This is a genomic window from Polaromonas sp., from assembly GCF_013817205.1.
In the GTDB taxonomy this organism is placed as follows: Bacteria; Pseudomonadota; Gammaproteobacteria; order Burkholderiales; family Burkholderiaceae_C; genus Polaromonas.
Map to the genome: position 1 here is coordinate 1 of NZ_JACDDD010000085.1, position 15,879 is coordinate 15,879.

The following is a 15,879-nucleotide window of genomic DNA, read 5'->3' on the forward strand; positions in this document are numbered from 1 at the left end:
CGCAAAGCGCGTCCCCGCCGGAGCCCGATTGCGAATCCGAATCCGAATCCGATCCCGTCCTCAACACCCTTCTGTATGCGCCGAGGAGCGCAGGGCCAGACGGATCAGGGATCGCGATTGTTTGAGCCGAAGGCGAGTTCGAGCGAGACCCCGGCTGGACCGAGCACCGCAGGTTGCCCCGTAGCGAAGCGAAGGGGTCGCAGACAGCAGGGTCGCCTTTTCTTTTGGCGACGCAAAAGAAAAGTGAGTTGCCGCCGGGCAACCCCCGGCTTGTTGGTATGCCGCCAACGCGGGAGGCAGAGAAGGCTTCGACAGGCTCAGCCCGAGTGACAGAGGGCTCACGCGCCCCGTGTGCAGCAGTGCGCGCGCTGCTCAACATAAAGCCAGCGCCTCCAGACAAAGCCGTTTGTGCGCCTCCCCACTGGAAGGCTTGATCTGCGCCCCCGGCAATCTCAGGCCGTAGCTCAGGCCCAGCTTGTCGGCCCGCAGCACCCACGCGCACAGGCGTGACAGCCGGGCTTCGGTGTCCAGCGAGCCGGCACGCGCAAAGTCCAGCCAGAGTTCGTGGCGCTGGGCCTGCTGGGTGTCGCGCACCACCAGGCCGTTGCCCTGTTCGTCGGCCTTGGCGGCTTTTTTCCACATGACGAGCTTGAGCGGGTCGCCGCGCCGGTAGCCGCGCACGCTGTCGAAGTCGCCACTGCCCTGCACCCGGGCCGCAGCGCTGGCGGCGCCGGAGCGCGGCTCGCCCGGCGGCAGGGGCGGCGGGTGGCGCTCGGGAGCCGGATAGACCAACACCTGCGCTGCCGGGCGCCAGATGGTCCAGACGCGAAAGGTGCCCAGCGGAAACCGGGTTTCGGCGGTCAGGGTGGGCAGGCGGTGCAGGCCGCGCCGGCCCGGCGTGAAGGCCACCTGTACCGTGCTGCTGCCCTGGGCCGGCACATCGGTCCAGGCCCAGTGTGGCCCGTCTTGGGCGCCCAGCGCACTCAGGCCGATGCCGTGGCGGACAGACTTGCGGCTATTCGTGAGCTTCACATCAAAAATGGCTGCAGCGCCCGCGTATTGTGGGGGAGGTGCTATCAAATTCATTGCAAGGCCGCGCAGTGTGCCGTGGCACACATGCATGCCGGTCACGGCACTGCCGGCCAGCAGGAAAGTCAGCAGGTAGCCCAGGTTGAGCTGGTAGTTGATGGAGGCGACCAGCAACACCATCAGGGTCAGCGCCAGCATCAGCCCGGGGCGTGTCGGCAGGATGTACACATTGCGCTGTGTCAACAGCATGCTGTCGCTCAGCGGCAGGCGGCTTTGCCACCATTGCTGGAAATGCCCGCGAACAAAAACAAAAGGATTGAGCGATGCGGCGTTCATGGCGTGTCCATCAGTCCCGCATGCCGCCTCATGGTAAGGGCACGGCCTCAAGCATGGCCCGCACCTGCTCCACCGAACCGCGCCCGGCGCTGGTGACCGGCACCAGCCGGTGCGCGGCGGTTTGCGGCAGTACGGCCACCAAGTCGTCGGGGGCCACATAGTCGCGGCCGCTCAGAAACGCCTGGGCGCGGGCGGCGCGCATCACTGCAATGCCAGCCCGCGGGCTCAGACCCTGCAAAAACCACTGGCCCGAGCGCGTGGCGGCGATCAGGTCCTGCAGGTAGTTGAGCAGTGGCTCGGCGGCATACACCTGCAGCACCTGCTGCTGCAGTTCCAGCAGGTCATGCGGAGTGAGCAGGGTTTCGAGTTGCTCAACCATGTCGCGCCGGTCGCCGCCGCCCAGCAACTGGCGCTCGGCCGCGCGGTCCGGGTAGCCCAGCGAGATACGCATGTGAAAGCGGTCCAGCTGGGACTCGGGCAGGGAGTAGGTGCCGAGCTGGTCATGCGGGTTTTGCGTGGCAATCACGAAGAAAGGCACGGGCAGCGGTCGGGTTTCCCCCTCCACGGTGACCTGCTTTTCTTCCATGGCTTCCAGCAGTGCGCTCTGTGTGCGCGGGCTGGCGCGGTTGATCTCGTCGGCAAGCAGCACCTGAGCGAATACCGGGCCGGGGTGGAAGACGAAGCTCTCTTTCTGCCGCTCATAGATGGACACCCCAGTCAGGTCGCTGGGCATCAGGTCGGCGGTGAACTGCACGCGGGAAAACTGTAGTCCGAAGGAACGCGACAAGGCATGCGCCAGCGTGGTTTTTCCGACGCCGGGCACATCTTCAATCAGCAGATGCCCGCCGGCCAACAGGCAGGCGACGCAGTCCTGGACTTGTACCGGCTTGCCCACAATGACCGTGTTAAGCTGATTCAACAGCGCCTGAATTTTTTGTTTCGCGTTCATGCCTTCAACCTTACCGCAAAATTTTCCGCTATGAATGCCACCGCGTATTTCACCCACGCCGACTGCCGCAAGCATGAAATGGGTCCGGGACACCCCGAGTGTCCGGAGCGGCTCGACGCGATTGAAGACCGGCTGTTGATCACGGGCGTCGGTGATGCGCTGGACCGGCGCGAGGCGCCTCTGGCCGCACTGGGCGACGTGGAACTCGCCCACGACCGCATGATGATCGCCGCCCTTCGCGGGCTGGGGGATCAGCTTGCGGATGACGCTTTTGCGGGTGGCCCGCAGTACGCCCAGATCGATCCCGATACGGCGCTCAATGCCTTCACCTGGAACGCTATCCTGCGCGGCGCCGGCGCGGCATTGGCCGCCACGGACGCGGTGATGGCAGGGGAGGTCGAAAACGCATTCTGCGCAGTACGCCCGCCCGGCCACCATGCCTGCCATGACCGCGCCATGGGTTTCTGCTTTTTCAACAATGTGGCGATTGCCGCCAAATACGCCCTGGAGCGGCACGGTCTGGAGCGGGTGGCGATTGTCGATTTTGACGTGCACCACGGCAACGGAACGGAAGACATCATCCGCGGCGATGACCGCATCCTGATGGTGAGTTTTTTCCAGCACCCTTTTTACCCGCATGCTGGCATCAGCGGCGGCGACAACATGGTGAACCTGCCGGTACCAGCCTATACCAAGGGTGCGGCCGTGCGCGAGCTGATCGATGCGATGTGGATGCCGCGACTTGAGGCCTTCAAACCGCAGATGCTTTTCATTAGCGCCGGCTTCGACGCTCACCGCGACGACGACCTTGGCCAGCTCGGCCTCGACGAGAAGGACTACGCCTGGATCACCCAGCGCATCAAGGACCTTGCCCACCGCCATGCGGGCGGGCGCATTGTTTCCTCGCTCGAAGGCGGCTACAACCTCAAGGCCCTGGCCCGCAGTGTGGAAGCACATATTCGCGTGCTGGCGGACTTGTAATTTTTGCGGGAGATGTCGATGCCATCGCTGACCGATGTGGTGCTGCACAGCCGCGATGAGCGCGGCGTGCACCGGATCACGCTCAATCGCCCGGATACCTTCAACACACTGGGCGAAGAGATGCTGACTGCATTGCAGGCGGCGCTCGAGGCGGTGGCTGCCGATCCGCAGGCGCGCATCGTGGTGCTGGCAGCGCAGGGCAGGGCGTTTTGCGCCGGCCACAACCTCAAGGAAATGCGCGCACAGCCCGAGCTGGCCTACTACCAGAAGCTTTTTGCGCGGTGCACCCGCATGATGTTGACGATCCAGAGCCTGCCGGTGCCGGTGCTGGCCCGTGTGCAGGGCGTGGCCACGGCGGCCGGCTGTCAGCTGGTGGCGCAATGTGACCTGGCGATTGCCGGCAGCCCAGCAACCTTTGGCGTCAACGGCATCGATGTGGGGCTGTTCTGCGCCACACCGAGCGTGCCGCTGGTGCGCAATATTCCCGCCAAGCAAGCCATGGAAATGCTGCTGACCGGTGGCTTCATCACGGCGGACGAGGCGCGCGCGCGCGGCCTCGTCAACCGTGTGGTACCGCTTGAGGAGCTCGACGCCGCCGTCGAGCAGATGGTGGCTTCCATTTTGGCCAAACCGCGCGAAGCCGTGGCCATGGGCAAGGCGCTGTTCTACCAGCAGCGCGAAACCGGCATCGTTGCCGCTTACCAGCTGGCCGGGCAGACCATGGCGTGCAACATGGTTCATCCCGTGGCGCAGGAGGGTGTGCAGGCCTTTATCGACAAGAGGACGCCGCAATGGCCATAGCCCGCCCCACCGCCCGCATCGAGGACCTGGACAGCTGGCTTGCCAACATCACCCAGGCCTCGGCGCTGACGGAACTGGCTATTTTGCTGGGGTGCGTTGGCCTGGCCTGGGCGCTGGTCTGGGGCATACGCCGGGCCAGCGGCCTGCCCGACGAGCGCTCGATCTGGTTTGGCCGGCAGATCATCGACGGGGTGATGTTTCCCCTGCTCCTGCTGTCGCTGGCTTACCTGTGTTTCATGCTGCTGGCGCGCTGGATGCCGGTCGCGGTCTTCAAGATTGCCATTCCGGTGCTGGTGGCGCTGGCGGTGATACGTCTTGGCGTCAAGGTACTGCAGGTGGTCTTTGTCGACGCCCCGCTGGTGCGCATCCTTGAGCGCAGCATTTCGTGGATGGCGTGGGTTGCCATGGTGCTGTGGGTCAGCGGCCTGCTGCCGCTGGTGCTGGAAGAGCTCGACGACATTCGCTGGAAGGTCGGCGATACCACGCTGTCGGTGCGCACCCTCATCGAGGGTGGCGTCACCGCCTGCATCGTTCTCATCATCACCTTGTGGATCTCGTCGGCTATCGAGAGGCGATTGCTGCGGTCGGCTACCGGCAGCCAGTTGTCGCTGCGCAAGGCGCTGAGCAATGCCATGCGCGCGCTGCTGGTGTTTGTCGGCCTGCTGGTAGCCTTGTCTGCGGTCGGCATCGACCTCACGGCCCTGTCGGTGCTGGGCGGGGCTATCGGTGTCGGTATAGGCTTCGGCCTGCAGAAGCTCGCGGCCAGTTATGTGAGCGGTTTTGTGATGCTTGCTGAACGCAGCGTGCGCATCGGGGACAACATCCGGGTTGACGGCTTTGAAGGTCGCATCACCGACATCAACGCGCGTTACACCGTCGTGCGCTCGCTGGGCGGGCGTGAGTCCATCGTGCCCAACGAGATGTTCATCAGCAACCGCATTGAAAACCTGTCGCTGGCTGACTCACGTGTATTGCAGTCCAGCGTAATTGCGGTGGCCTACGACAGCGATGTGGAACTGGTGATGCGCCTGCTGTCCGAGGCGGCGCTCGGCCAGGACCGTGTGTTGCGGGATCCCTGTCCCGCTGCCAACCTGACCAATTTCGGGGCGGACGGTCTGGAGTTCACGCTCAATTACTGGATGGCCGATCCGGAAAACGGGCAGCAGAACCTTCGCTCGCTCATCAATCTTTCGATTCTGCAGTCGCTGCGCGCCCATGGCATCGAGATTCCCTACCCGCAGCGGGTCATCCACACGCGGCCCTCGCTTCAGCCGGGGCAAGAGGCGACCCGAGCCCCCTGAATCGGGGATGATTCACTTCATGAAGGACGGCAGCCAAAGGCTCAACATCGGAAAAGCCAGCAGCAGGCCCAGCGCCACGACCTGCATCACCACAAACGGCCAGACGCCGCGGAAAATGCTGGCCAGTCCAACTTGCGGCAGCAGGGTGTTGAGCACAAACAGGTTCATGCCAACTGGCGGGGAGATCAGCCCGATCTGGATCACCATGACGATCAACACGCCAAACCAGATCGGGTCAAAACCCAGCGACACCACAATCGGGAAGAACAGCGGAATGGTCAGCAACACCATGGTGAGCTCCTCCATCACGGTGCCCAGCACCACGTAAATCAGCATCATGGCCGCAACAATCATGACTGGCGACAGGCCGAGGTGAGTGATCCACTCTTTCAGGTCGCCAGGCATGGAGGTGAAGTTCATGAAGTTGGCAAAGATGGTCGCTGCGATCAGCAGGGTGAACAGCATGGCCGTGGTGCGCGCCGATTCCACCAGCACTTCCACCGTGGCCCGGACGGTGAGCCGGCGCCTGGCCAGCGCAAACAGGAAAGCGCCGGCCGCGCCTATGCCGGCACCCTCGGTCGCCGTGAACACGCCGCCGTAAATACCCCCCAGCACCAGCAGCATCAGCAGCAGTACTCCCCAGATGCCGCGCAAGGCCTTCCAGCGCTCGGGCCAGGGGGTTTTCTCACCGGCCGGCGCGTGCTCAGGGTCCATGAAGGTCATGAACAGCACCGCCACCATGAGCAGGAGCGCGATCAGGATGCCGGGGATCACGCCAGCAGCGAACAGCTTGCCGATATTGGTTTCTGTCACGATGCCGTAAATCACCATGATGGTCGAGGGAGGAATCATGATGCCCAGCGTGCCGCCAGCGGCAATCACGCCGGTCGACAGCGAGTCGCTGTAGCCGAGCTTTTTCATCGACGGATACGCTACCTTGCTCATGGTCGCGGCGGTGGCAATCGAAGAGCCGCAGATCGCACCAAAGCCGGCGCAGGCCATCACGGTCGCGTGGGCCAGCCCGCCGCGCAGGTGGCCGATGAAGGCATAGGCGGCATGGAACAGTTCGTGCGCCAGGCCGGCCTTCGCGACGAAGTTGCCCATCAGAATGAACAGCGGAATCACCGACAAGGTGTAGGCAAAACCGGTTTCGTGTACCACTTGCGCCGTGCTGGCCAAGGCGGGCAGCCAGCCCCGCGTCAGCCCCATGCCCACAATGCCGACCAGGCCCATCGCAAAAGCCAGCGGCAGCCGCAGCAGTGCCAGAACAAAAATGGCGGCAAATCCAAGCAGGGCCTCGGTCACAGCGTGGCCCCTTCGCCGGCTTCTTCTGCCGCAGAGGGGCGGAAAGCCAGGCCCAGGTGGATGAGCCCGGCAATGCCGCACAACGCCGCCATGCCATACATGAAGGGCGCTTTGAGGATTTTCAGCTGGGCCGTGGTTTCACCGGATTCCAGAAACTGCCCGCCGGTCTGCCACATCAGCCAGCCCAGGCCCAGCAGCATGGCAGCACAGACAAGCTGCATGAAGGCACGCTGAACCCGGCGCACTGCGGCCGGCAGATAAGTGTCCAGCGAGTCGAACACCACATGTTCGCCGCGCAGGGACACCAGCGGCAGGGCGGCGAAAATCACCACCACCATCAGCAGTTCCGTGAGCTCGAGCGAACCGGGAATCGAGTTGGAGAGTATCTTGCGGCCACCGACGTCAAAAAAGGTCAGCGCCATGATGGCGAACAGGGCGGCTGCGGCCAGCAGGCCGCATACCATTTCAACAAGCTTGTTCAATCTTTGCCTCAATCCATAAAAAACGCGGCCTCATTGTCCATGAGGCCGCGCTTGCATAGCCGTAGCGGGTGGGGTTTTATTTTTCCTGGCGGGCGATTTCGGCGCGGAACTCGGCCAGTACCTTCGCCGCATCTTTCAGGCCCTTGGCTTCGGCATCCTTGATCCACTTCTGCTCCAGCGGTGCAGTCTTGGCCTTGACGTCGGCTACAAACGAGGCGTCCGCCTTGACCACCTGAACGTTGTTGGCCTGCATGAGGCCCATGGCGCGGCGATCCACCTTGTCCCAGCCGCGACCGTAGATACGCGCGGCCACTTCGCCGGAGATGGCGTCAACGGCCTTCTTTTCATCGGCAGAAAGCTTGTCGTATCTGGCCTGGTTCATCATGAACACAAAGCTGGTGTTGTACAGGCCACCAGGAAAGGTTGTGGCGTGCTTGATCAGCTTGTCGATCCTGAACGACTCGGTGGACTCGGCCGGGAACAGCGTGCCGTCCATGACCCCGCCGGAGAGTAATTCATACGAGTCCGGCGCGGGCTTGAGCGTGACGTTCATGCCCAGATTCTTCGAGATTTCATTGACCATGCCGCCGCCCACGCGCCACTTCAGGCCGCCCAGGTCCGCCACGTTGGTCACTGGCCGTTTGGTGTTGAAAACAATGCCCGGGCCGTGGGTGAAGAAGGACAGTACCTTCACACCTGGGTGTTCTGCCTGGAACTGCGGGTTTTTCATGGCCACCTTGTTGAAGGCGACCGAGATCGGCTCGGAGGTGTTGCCCAGAAAAGGAAATTCGGCCATCTGGGTATAAACGAAACGCCCTGGTGTGTAGCCGTGCACGGTGTAGGACACGTCGGCCAGCCCGTTTTTGATGGCATCCATGGTGCCCGGGGGCGCCGCGACGCCGCGCGGCAGGATGTTGCATTTCATCTTGCCGGTCGTGTTTTTCTCAAGCAGATCGCACCATTCCTTTTGCGCCATGCTCAGCGAATGGGTGGGCGGCAGCCAGCTCGAGACAGTCAGCACGGTTTGGGCGGAAGCGAGTCCGCTGCATACAGTCAGCAGCGCGGCGGCGATGGGTTTGATCTTCATTCAGTACTCCGGAATGGTCAGCGAGCTGACCAGGTTACTCGTGGGGACGATAGGGGGGTCAACCCGCCGTTTCGTCCGGAAACTTGACTGTATGCCAGCGATGCGGTGCGGTCTGTCCCTACTTACCCCAATTAACCGACCCATCGGTCTGTTAATTACGGCGTGTTCACTTGTCGCCCGGGCAACAGGGTATTGGGTCCGCGACTCTAATCAGGTCTTCCTCGGTCTCTATAATGAAATAGAACGGTCGTTCGTTTTTGTGTTGCGACTGATGCCATGTCGCCGCAGCAGGGCTCTGTTGTGCAACTGCAGCATAGAATCAAACGCTTTACGTGAACGTCAATCACTAACTCTGGAGTTCTCCCCATGAAGGTCCTGGTCCCCGTCAAACGTGTTGTTGATTACAACGTCAAGGTTCGCGTCAAGTCCGATGGCACTGGCGTCGATATCGCCAACGTCAAGATGAGCATGAATCCGTTTGACGAGATCGCCGTCGAGGAGGCCACCCGCCTCAAGGAAAAAGGCGTAGTGACCGAGGTCATCGCCGTGAGCTGCGGCGTGGCACAGTGCCAGGAAACGCTGCGTACCGCGATGGCCATAGGCGCCGACCGTGCCATCCTGGTGGAAACCGCCGAAGAGCTGCAGCCGCTGGCCGTCGCCAAGCTGCTCAAGGCCCTGGTCGAAAAGGAACAGCCGCAGCTGGTGATCCTGGGCAAGCAAGCGATTGACGACGACTGCAACCAGACCGGCCAGATGCTCGCCGCCTTGCTGGGCTGGCCGCAAGCGACTTTTGCCTCCAAGGTCGATGTGGCCGACGGCAAAGCTGTTGTCATGCGCGAAGTTGATGGCGGCATGGAAACCCTGTCCCTGACCTTGCCGGCCATCATCACCACCGACCTGCGCCTGAATGAGCCGCGTTACGTGACCCTGCCCAACATCATGAAGGCCAAAAAGAAGCAGCTCGACAACATCAAGCCGGAAGAGCTCGGTGTTGACGTCAAGCCGCGCATCAAGACGCTCAAGGTCAGCGAGCCACCCAAACGCAGCGCTGGCATCAAAGTGCCCGACGTCGCCACGCTGGTAGACAAGCTGCGCAATGAAGCCAAAGTAATTTGATTCGCCCCGGACGAGGGGCCCCGCGCAGCGGGGATCGAACGGTCGGCGAATCAAATTTGCCAGGCCGGAACAAAGTAGACATCAACAGTTTCCCAGGAGTCACACCATGACCGCACTCGTCATCGCAGAACACGACAACGCCACCATTCGTCCCTCCACCCTGAACACCGTAACCGCAGCCGCCCAGTGCGGCGGTGACGTGCATGTGCTGGTGGCCGGCCTGAACGCTGGCGCAGCCGCTCAAGCCGCCAGCCAGATCGCCGGCGTCGCCAAGGTCATCCACGTGGATGGCGCACACTTTGAACACGGCCTTGCCGAAAACATGGCTGCCCAGGTCATCGCCCTGGCCGCCGGTTATTCGCACATCCTGTTCCCTGCCACCGCATCCGGCAAGAACATCGCGCCGCGTGTGGCAGCGCTGCTTGACGTCGGCCAGATTTCCGACATCACCAAGGTTGATGCGGTGGATACCTTCGAGCGCCCGATCTACGCCGGCAACGCGATTGCGATCGTGCAGAGCCTTGATGCAACCAAGGTGATCACGGTGCGCACCACCGGTTTTGACGTAGCAGCGGCCAGCGGCGGTTCCGCCGCGATCGACGTGGTCAGTGGCGAGGCCGACAGCGGCAAGTCGGTGTTTGTCGGCAGCGAAATCGCCAAGAGCGACCGCCCCGAGCTGACCGCCGCCAAGATCATCGTCAGCGGCGGCCGCGCGCTGGGCAGCGCCGAAAAGTTCAACGAGATCATGACGCCGCTGGCCGACAAGCTGGGCGCGGCACTGGGCGCTTCGCGCGCGGCAGTGGACGCGGGTTATGCGCCCAACGACTGGCAGGTTGGACAGACCGGCAAGATCGTCGCGCCACAGCTCTACATCGCTGCCGGCATCAGCGGCGCTATCCAGCATCTGGCTGGCATGAAGGACAGCAAGGTGATTGTCGCGATCAACAAGGACCCGGAAGCACCGATCTTCAGCGTCGCCGATTACGGGCTGGAAGCCGACCTGTTTGCGGCCGTGCCCGAGCTGGTCAAGGCCCTGTAAGAAGACAAGGGCGCCGCAACGGCGCCCTTTTTTTGCGCCCGCGAATCCTGCGGGACTGACGATATTCGCGGAAACAAAGACATGAGCTACAAAGCCCCCCTCAAGGACATGCTGTTTGACATCAAGCACCTCGCCGAGATCGATGCCGTGGCGCAGATTCCGGGATTTGAAGATGCCGGTTTCGACACGGCACAGGCCGTGCTCGAGGAGTGCGCCAGATTCAATGAGGGCGTGTTGTCACCGCTGAACTGGGAGGGCGACAAGAACCCATCGAGCTGGAAAGACGGCGCCGTCACCACGACGCCGGGCTTCAAGGAGGCTTACAAACAATACGCCGGGGGCGGCTGGCAAGGACTGCAGCATCCCGTGGATTTTGGCGGACAAGGTTTGCCGAAGACCATAGGTGCGGCCTGCGGCGAGATGCTCAATTCGGCCAACATGAGTTTTGCGCTGTGCCCGCTGCTCAGCGACGGCGCGATCGAAGCGCTGTTGACGGCCGGCTCGGACGAGCTCAAGGCGGTGTATCTGGAGAAGCTGGTCAGCGGGAAGTGGACCGGCACCATGAACCTGACCGAGCCGCAGGCCGGCTCCGACCTGGCGATGGTGCGCAGCCGCGCCGAGCCGCAGCCCGACGGCACGTACAAGGTTTTTGGCACCAAGATTTTTATCACCTACGGTGAGCACGACATGGCCGAGAACATCGTGCACCTGGTGCTGGCGCGCGTGACTGGCGCGCCCGAAGGCGTCAAGGGCATCAGCCTGTTTGTGGTGCCCAAGTTCATGGTCGGCAAGGACGGCGCACTCGGCGCGCGCAACGACGTGCACTGCGTGAGCATCGAACACAAGATGGGTATCAAGGCTTCGCCGACGGCGGTGCTGCAGTACGGCGATCACGGTGGCGCTGTCGGCTACATCGTCGGCCAGGAAAACCGCGGCCTCGAATACATGTTCATCATGATGAACTCGGCACGTTACGCCGTTGGCATGCAGGGCATTGCGATTGCCGAGCGCGCCTACCAGAAGGCCGTGACCTTTGCGAAAGACCGTGTGCAGAGCCGTCCGGTCGATGGTTCCATCAACGCCAGTGCGCCCATCATCCACCACCCCGACGTCAAGCGCATGTTGATGACCATGCGCGCCTACACCGAAGGCTGCAGGGCCATGGCCTCGGTCGCAGCTGCCGCCTATGACGCTTCGCACCACCACCCGGACGCCGACGTGCGCAAGCAAAACCAGGCCTTCTACGAATACATGGTCCCGCTCGTCAAGGGCTACAGCACCGAGATGAGCCTGGAAGTCACTTCGCTGGGCGTGCAGGTGCACGGCGGCATGGGATTCATCGAGGAAACCGGTGCGGCGCAGTATTACCGCGATGCGAAGATCCTGACCATTTACGAAGGCACGACCGCCATTCAGGCCAATGATCTGGTCGGCCGCAAGACCGCACGTGACGGCGGCCAGACCGCCAAAGGCATCGCGAACCAGATCGAAAAAACCGAAGCCGCGCTGCTCCAGCACGGCGGTGCCGCTGCGAAGACCGTCGCCAAGCGCCTGAAGGCCGCGCGTGAAGCGTTTGTTGACGTTGTGGAATTTGTTGCGGGCAACACCAAGGCATCGCCGAACGCAGTGTTTGCGGGCAGCGTGCCCTACCTGATGCTGGCCGGCAACCTGGTCGCCGGCTGGCAACTGGCGCGCTCGCTGCTGGTGGCCGAGGAAGAGCTCGCCGTTGGCGATGATGTGGACTTCATGAAGGCCAAAATCACCACGGCGGTCTTCTATGCTGACCACCTGCTGAGCAAGGCTCCCGGCATGCGTGACAGCATTGTCGATGGCGCCGACAGCGTCACTGCGCTGGCTCTTGAGGCGTTCTGAGCAGCCTTCTGAGCAGCTCTTTTGCTATAAATTCGATAGCTGCTGTCACCCGATTGACAAGGGCTACAGCCACTTTTCGTTCAAAATCCTGCTGAATCGACCGGAGACACCATGTCCAGACTTCCCGCGCCCCTAGCCAATCTCCCGCTGCCTATCATTGGCTCGCCGCTGTTCATCATCAGCAACCCCAAGCTGGTGATTGCTCAGTGTATTGCCGGTGTGGTGGGCGCGATGCCGGCGCTCAATGCGCGGCCGGCGGCGCAGCTGGAGGACTGGCTGGCCGAGATCACCGAGACCCTCGCAGCCTACAACGCTGCGAATCCGGACAAGCCGGCGGCGCCGTTTGCGATCAACCAGATCGTGCACAAGTCCAACGACCGGCTGGACCACGACATGGAAATGTGTGTCAAGTACAAGGTACCGATTTACATCACCTCACTGGGCGCGCGCGAAGACATCAACGCTGCGGCGCACAGCTATGGCGGCGTGGTGCTGCACGACATCATCAACAACAAGTTCGCGCGCAAGGCAATTGAAAAAGGCGCAGACGGCCTGGTGGCTGTGGCCGCTGGCGCAGGAGGCCACGCCGGTGTCAAAAGCCCGTTTGCATTGATTCAGGAAATTCGCCAGTGGTTTGACGGCCCCTTGGCGCTGTCCGGCGCCATTTCCACCGGTGGCGCCGTGCTGGCTGCGCAGGCCATGGGTGCAGACTTCGCTTACATCGGCTCAGCCTTTATCGCTACCGAAGAAGCCCGCGCATCGGACGCCTACAAGCAGGCCATTGTTGACGGCAACAGCGACGACATCGTTTACTCCAGCCTGTTCACCGGCGTGCATGGCAACTACCTCAAGCCGTCCATCATTGCCGCCGGCATGGACCCCGACAACCTGCCCGAAGGCGATCTGAAAACCATGAACTTCGGCGGTGGCGAGGGCAGCAAGTCCAAGGCCTGGAAAGACATCTGGGGCTGTGGCCAGGGTATCGGCTCTGTGAGCAAAGTGCAAAGCACGGCCGACTATGTTGCGCAACTCAAGCGCGAGTATCAGGAAGCACGCCAGCGGGTCTGCGCATAAGCGTGCCCCTGCGGTTTCACGCTTCGACAAGCGGCCCGCCTTGACGCCCTCCCCGCAGCGCCTGCCGGGCATTGATGCCCTGAAGGCTCTGGCGTGCATGCTCATCGTCTGGCACCACCTGGCTTTTTATGGGCCCATGTCTGATGTGGTTCAAACCGCTGCACCACGCCTGATCAGCTGGCTGTATGACTATGGTCGCATGGCGGTGCAGGTGTTTTTGGTGGTGGGCGGCTTTCTGGCTGCTGCCGCACTGGCATCTCTGCAAATGGACAAACCCGCCCGGCCGGGTCAACTGATTCTGCGTCGTTATCGGCGGCTGGCCTTGCCACTGGTGGTGGCGGTGATCATTTGCGTGGCGGTTGCGGCTGTTGTACGCCCGTGGTTTGCGCACCCCTCAGTGCCTGAAGCGCCTGGTCTTTGGCAACTGGTGGCGCACGTGTTTTTTCTGCAGGATCTGGTGGGTCAAGAGGCTTTGTCCGCCGGCCTCTGGTACGTCGCGATTGATTTTCAGCTTTTCGTGATCAGCGTGTGCCTTTTTACCTGGGTGCCGAAGCAATGGCAACGTTGGACAGTGCTGGTTCTGGCGGCGGCCTCGCTGCTGGTCTTCAACCGGCATGCTGGCCTGGACGCGACGGCTCTGTATTTCTTCGGCTCCTACGCCTTGGGCATGATGGCCTGGTGGGCTTCGCGCAGCCCCCGGCCAGTGTGGTGGCTGCTGGCCATCGCGGTGATGGGTGGTGTGGCGCTGGCGCTGGACTTCAGAGGCCGCCTGGCCGTAGCGATGGTGGTGGCCATCGCACTGGTCTGGCTGCAGCCTGGCCGGTGGACAGCGCTGCAGGCGCCGTGGCTGCAACAGCTGGGTCAGATCTCGTACTCGGTCTTCCTGATTCACTTCCCGGTGTGCCTGCTGGTCAACGCGCTGGTCAGCCATGTGTGGCCCGCGCAGTTGCTGCCCAATGCCTTGGGCATGCTGGCGGCCTTTGTGCTTTCGTTGCTGGCCGGCAAGGCGCTGTATGTGGGTGTTGAATCCCGGCGATGGACAAGGATTGCAAAGCCGTAAGAGGAGGTGCCATGCGTAAAATCGCGCATGCAAAATTTCCAGCGCTTGAGAAGCGCCTTGGTGGTCATTCACCGCTACTCCGGTTTGTTCATGGCGGTTTTCCTGATCATTGCCGGTCTGACCGGCAGCGTCATCACGTTTTACCGCGAGTTCGACAAAAGCCTGAACCCCGAACTGTTCCTCGCTGAGGAGCGCGGACCCGCGCTGTCCCTGTCGGAACTGTCACAAAAAATTGAAGCGGCTTATCCGCAAGCCAGGACAAGCTTCATGCGTGTGGGCCGCGAGCCCGGCGAATCGGTGCTGAGCTGGATCACGCCACGCACCAATCCCCAAACCGGAAAACCCTTCGAACTGCCCCACACCCAGGTGTTTGTGCACCCCGTGACCGGGGACATCCTGGGCGGCCGTCAATTCGGTGTTCTCAGCACCGAGAAAAAAGACCTGATTCCTTTCCTTTACAAACTGCATTACAAGCTGCACCTGCCGGAAAAATCAGGCATGTGGTTGATGGGTGGCGTGGCCATGCTGTTGACGCTGAATTGCTTGATTGCGTTTTACCTGGCTATTCCGCAGAAAGGCCCGCTCTGGAAAGCATTCGGCCTGAGCTGGAACGGTGATGCCGGGCGCTTCAATTTTGATTTGCATCGCGCCGCGGGCCTGTGGTTCTGGGCGGTGCTGCTGGTCATTGGCTTCACCTCTGTTTATCTGAACCTGCGCGTTGAAGTTTTTACGCCCGCGGTGGAACTGTTTTCGCCGGTCACCAAAGACCCGATACAAAAAGCGCGGGCTTTGTCGCAGCCGCTGGCGCAGCCGGCGGTCGACTGGAACAAGGCGCTTGTTCTTGCACAGGCCGCTCTGCGCAAGGAGGGCGGGCGAGAGACCAAGCCTGATGGCATTTCGCTGGACTACAAAAAGGGCATCTACCGCATTCGCTTTCACAGCGACCAGGACATTGCCTACTATGGCGACACGCGCGTGTACATCGATGCGACCAGCGGTGAAAACAAGGGGATTTTGCGCCGCGGCGATGGGACGGCCGGCGACACCATCATGCAGTGGCAATACCCGCTGCACTCGGGCCAGGCCCTTGGCATGGCGGGACGCATCGTCGTGTTTATAGCCGGGCTGGTGACGGCGCTGCTGTCGATCACCGGCATCGTGGTCTGGCTGGGCAAACGCAAGCGAAATCCTGGCCGGATACAAGGCTGAGCATCCAAACATGAGCCTACCCTTTAAGAGCGGGCGTGTGCAGCTATTGAATTGATAGCATTAGAAACTTGGCGCCGGATGCGCTTGGCTGAATCGTATCTGAGGAATATACTGTTTATTTATAAGGGGTATCCGCTTAGCTCCACTAGGCTATTTCCAGTGATTCTTCGGCGGGCAGGACGATGTCGGCGTAAGTCACCGGATCGGTGACCACGGCCTGCTGCATCAGCCTGTAGAA

The 15,879-nt window shown here is 62.0% G+C and carries 14 protein-coding genes; 9 read left to right on the top strand and 5 right to left on the bottom strand.

The window, feature by feature from the left end; translation table 11 throughout:
• Positions 1-372: 372 nt before the first annotated feature.
• Together H0W47_RS15880 and H0W47_RS15885 are read right to left on the bottom strand one after the other, a co-directional pair.
• Positions 373-1,365, bottom strand: coding sequence for a DUF58 domain-containing protein (locus H0W47_RS15880; protein WP_296926135.1), 993 nt, complete (start codon positions 1,363-1,365; stop codon positions 373-375).
• A 28-nt stretch (positions 1,366-1,393) separates the two neighbouring features.
• The gene (locus H0W47_RS15885; protein ID WP_296926137.1) at positions 1,394-2,314 is read right to left on the bottom strand and encodes a MoxR family ATPase; all 921 of its coding nucleotides are present in this window, start codon (positions 2,312-2,314) and stop codon (positions 1,394-1,396) included.
• 30 nt (positions 2,315-2,344) lie between these two features.
• Between H0W47_RS15885 and H0W47_RS15890 the strand changes: the two genes are divergently transcribed.
• From H0W47_RS15890 to H0W47_RS15900, 3 genes are read left to right on the top strand one after another with little or no spacing between them, the layout of a single operon-like run.
• Positions 2,345-3,295 (top strand): histone deacetylase family protein, encoded by a 951-nt coding sequence (locus tag H0W47_RS15890; RefSeq protein ID WP_296926139.1) that lies wholly within the window; start codon positions 2,345-2,347, stop codon positions 3,293-3,295.
• Positions 3,296-3,307: 12 nt separating this feature from the next.
• The gene (locus H0W47_RS15895; RefSeq protein ID WP_296926141.1) at positions 3,308-4,096 is read left to right on the top strand and encodes an enoyl-CoA hydratase; all 789 of its coding nucleotides are present in this window, start codon (positions 3,308-3,310) and stop codon (positions 4,094-4,096) included.
• Positions 4,087-5,397, top strand: a complete 1,311-nt coding sequence (locus tag H0W47_RS15900; protein WP_296926143.1) for a mechanosensitive ion channel domain-containing protein — start codon at positions 4,087-4,089, stop codon at positions 5,395-5,397. Before H0W47_RS15895 ends, H0W47_RS15900 begins: the two co-directional genes overlap by 10 nt.
• A 12-nt stretch (positions 5,398-5,409) precedes the next feature.
• Here H0W47_RS15900 and H0W47_RS15905 read toward each other — a convergent pair whose 3' ends face one another.
• The 3 genes from H0W47_RS15905 to H0W47_RS15915 all read right to left on the bottom strand — a co-directional run bounded on the left by H0W47_RS15905 (position 5,410) and on the right by H0W47_RS15915 (position 8,271).
• A complete protein-coding gene (locus tag H0W47_RS15905; protein ID WP_296926145.1) occupies positions 5,410-6,702 on the bottom strand; it encodes a TRAP transporter large permease in 1,293 nt (430 codons plus the stop codon).
• Complete coding sequence (locus H0W47_RS15910; RefSeq protein ID WP_296926149.1) at positions 6,699-7,184, bottom strand: TRAP transporter small permease; 486 nt, start codon at positions 7,182-7,184, stop codon at positions 6,699-6,701. The genes H0W47_RS15905 and H0W47_RS15910 overlap by 4 nt, the downstream gene beginning before the upstream one ends.
• A 76-nt stretch (positions 7,185-7,260) precedes the next feature.
• Positions 7,261-8,271, bottom strand: a complete 1,011-nt coding sequence (locus H0W47_RS15915) for a TRAP transporter substrate-binding protein (RefSeq protein WP_296926151.1) — start codon at positions 8,269-8,271, stop codon at positions 7,261-7,263.
• Positions 8,272-8,637: 366 nt separating this feature from the next.
• On the opposite strand from H0W47_RS15915, the gene H0W47_RS15920 reads away from it, so the two are divergent.
• The 6 genes from H0W47_RS15920 (at position 8,638) to H0W47_RS15945 (ending at position 15,641) form a co-directional block, all read left to right on the top strand.
• On the top strand, positions 8,638-9,387 hold the full coding sequence (locus H0W47_RS15920; RefSeq protein WP_296926153.1) for an electron transfer flavoprotein subunit beta/FixA family protein: 750 nt from the start codon (positions 8,638-8,640) through the stop codon (positions 9,385-9,387).
• A 106-nt stretch (positions 9,388-9,493) separates the two neighbouring features.
• On the top strand, positions 9,494-10,426 hold the full coding sequence (locus H0W47_RS15925; RefSeq protein ID WP_296926155.1) for an FAD-binding protein: 933 nt from the start codon (positions 9,494-9,496) through the stop codon (positions 10,424-10,426).
• Positions 10,427-10,507: 81 nt separating this feature from the next.
• Positions 10,508-12,298, top strand: a complete 1,791-nt coding sequence (locus tag H0W47_RS15930; protein WP_296926157.1) for an acyl-CoA dehydrogenase — start codon at positions 10,508-10,510, stop codon at positions 12,296-12,298.
• A 111-nt stretch (positions 12,299-12,409) separates the two neighbouring features.
• Complete coding sequence (locus H0W47_RS15935; protein ID WP_296926160.1) at positions 12,410-13,372, top strand: nitronate monooxygenase family protein; 963 nt, start codon at positions 12,410-12,412, stop codon at positions 13,370-13,372.
• Between the two features lie 40 nt (positions 13,373-13,412).
• A complete protein-coding gene (locus H0W47_RS15940) occupies positions 13,413-14,432 on the top strand; it encodes an acyltransferase (RefSeq protein WP_296926162.1) in 1,020 nt (339 codons plus the stop codon).
• A gap of 27 nt (positions 14,433-14,459) precedes the next feature.
• Positions 14,460-15,641, top strand: coding sequence for a PepSY domain-containing protein (locus H0W47_RS15945; RefSeq protein ID WP_296926165.1), 1,182 nt, complete (start codon positions 14,460-14,462; stop codon positions 15,639-15,641).
• Positions 15,642-15,879 lie beyond the last annotated feature (238 nt).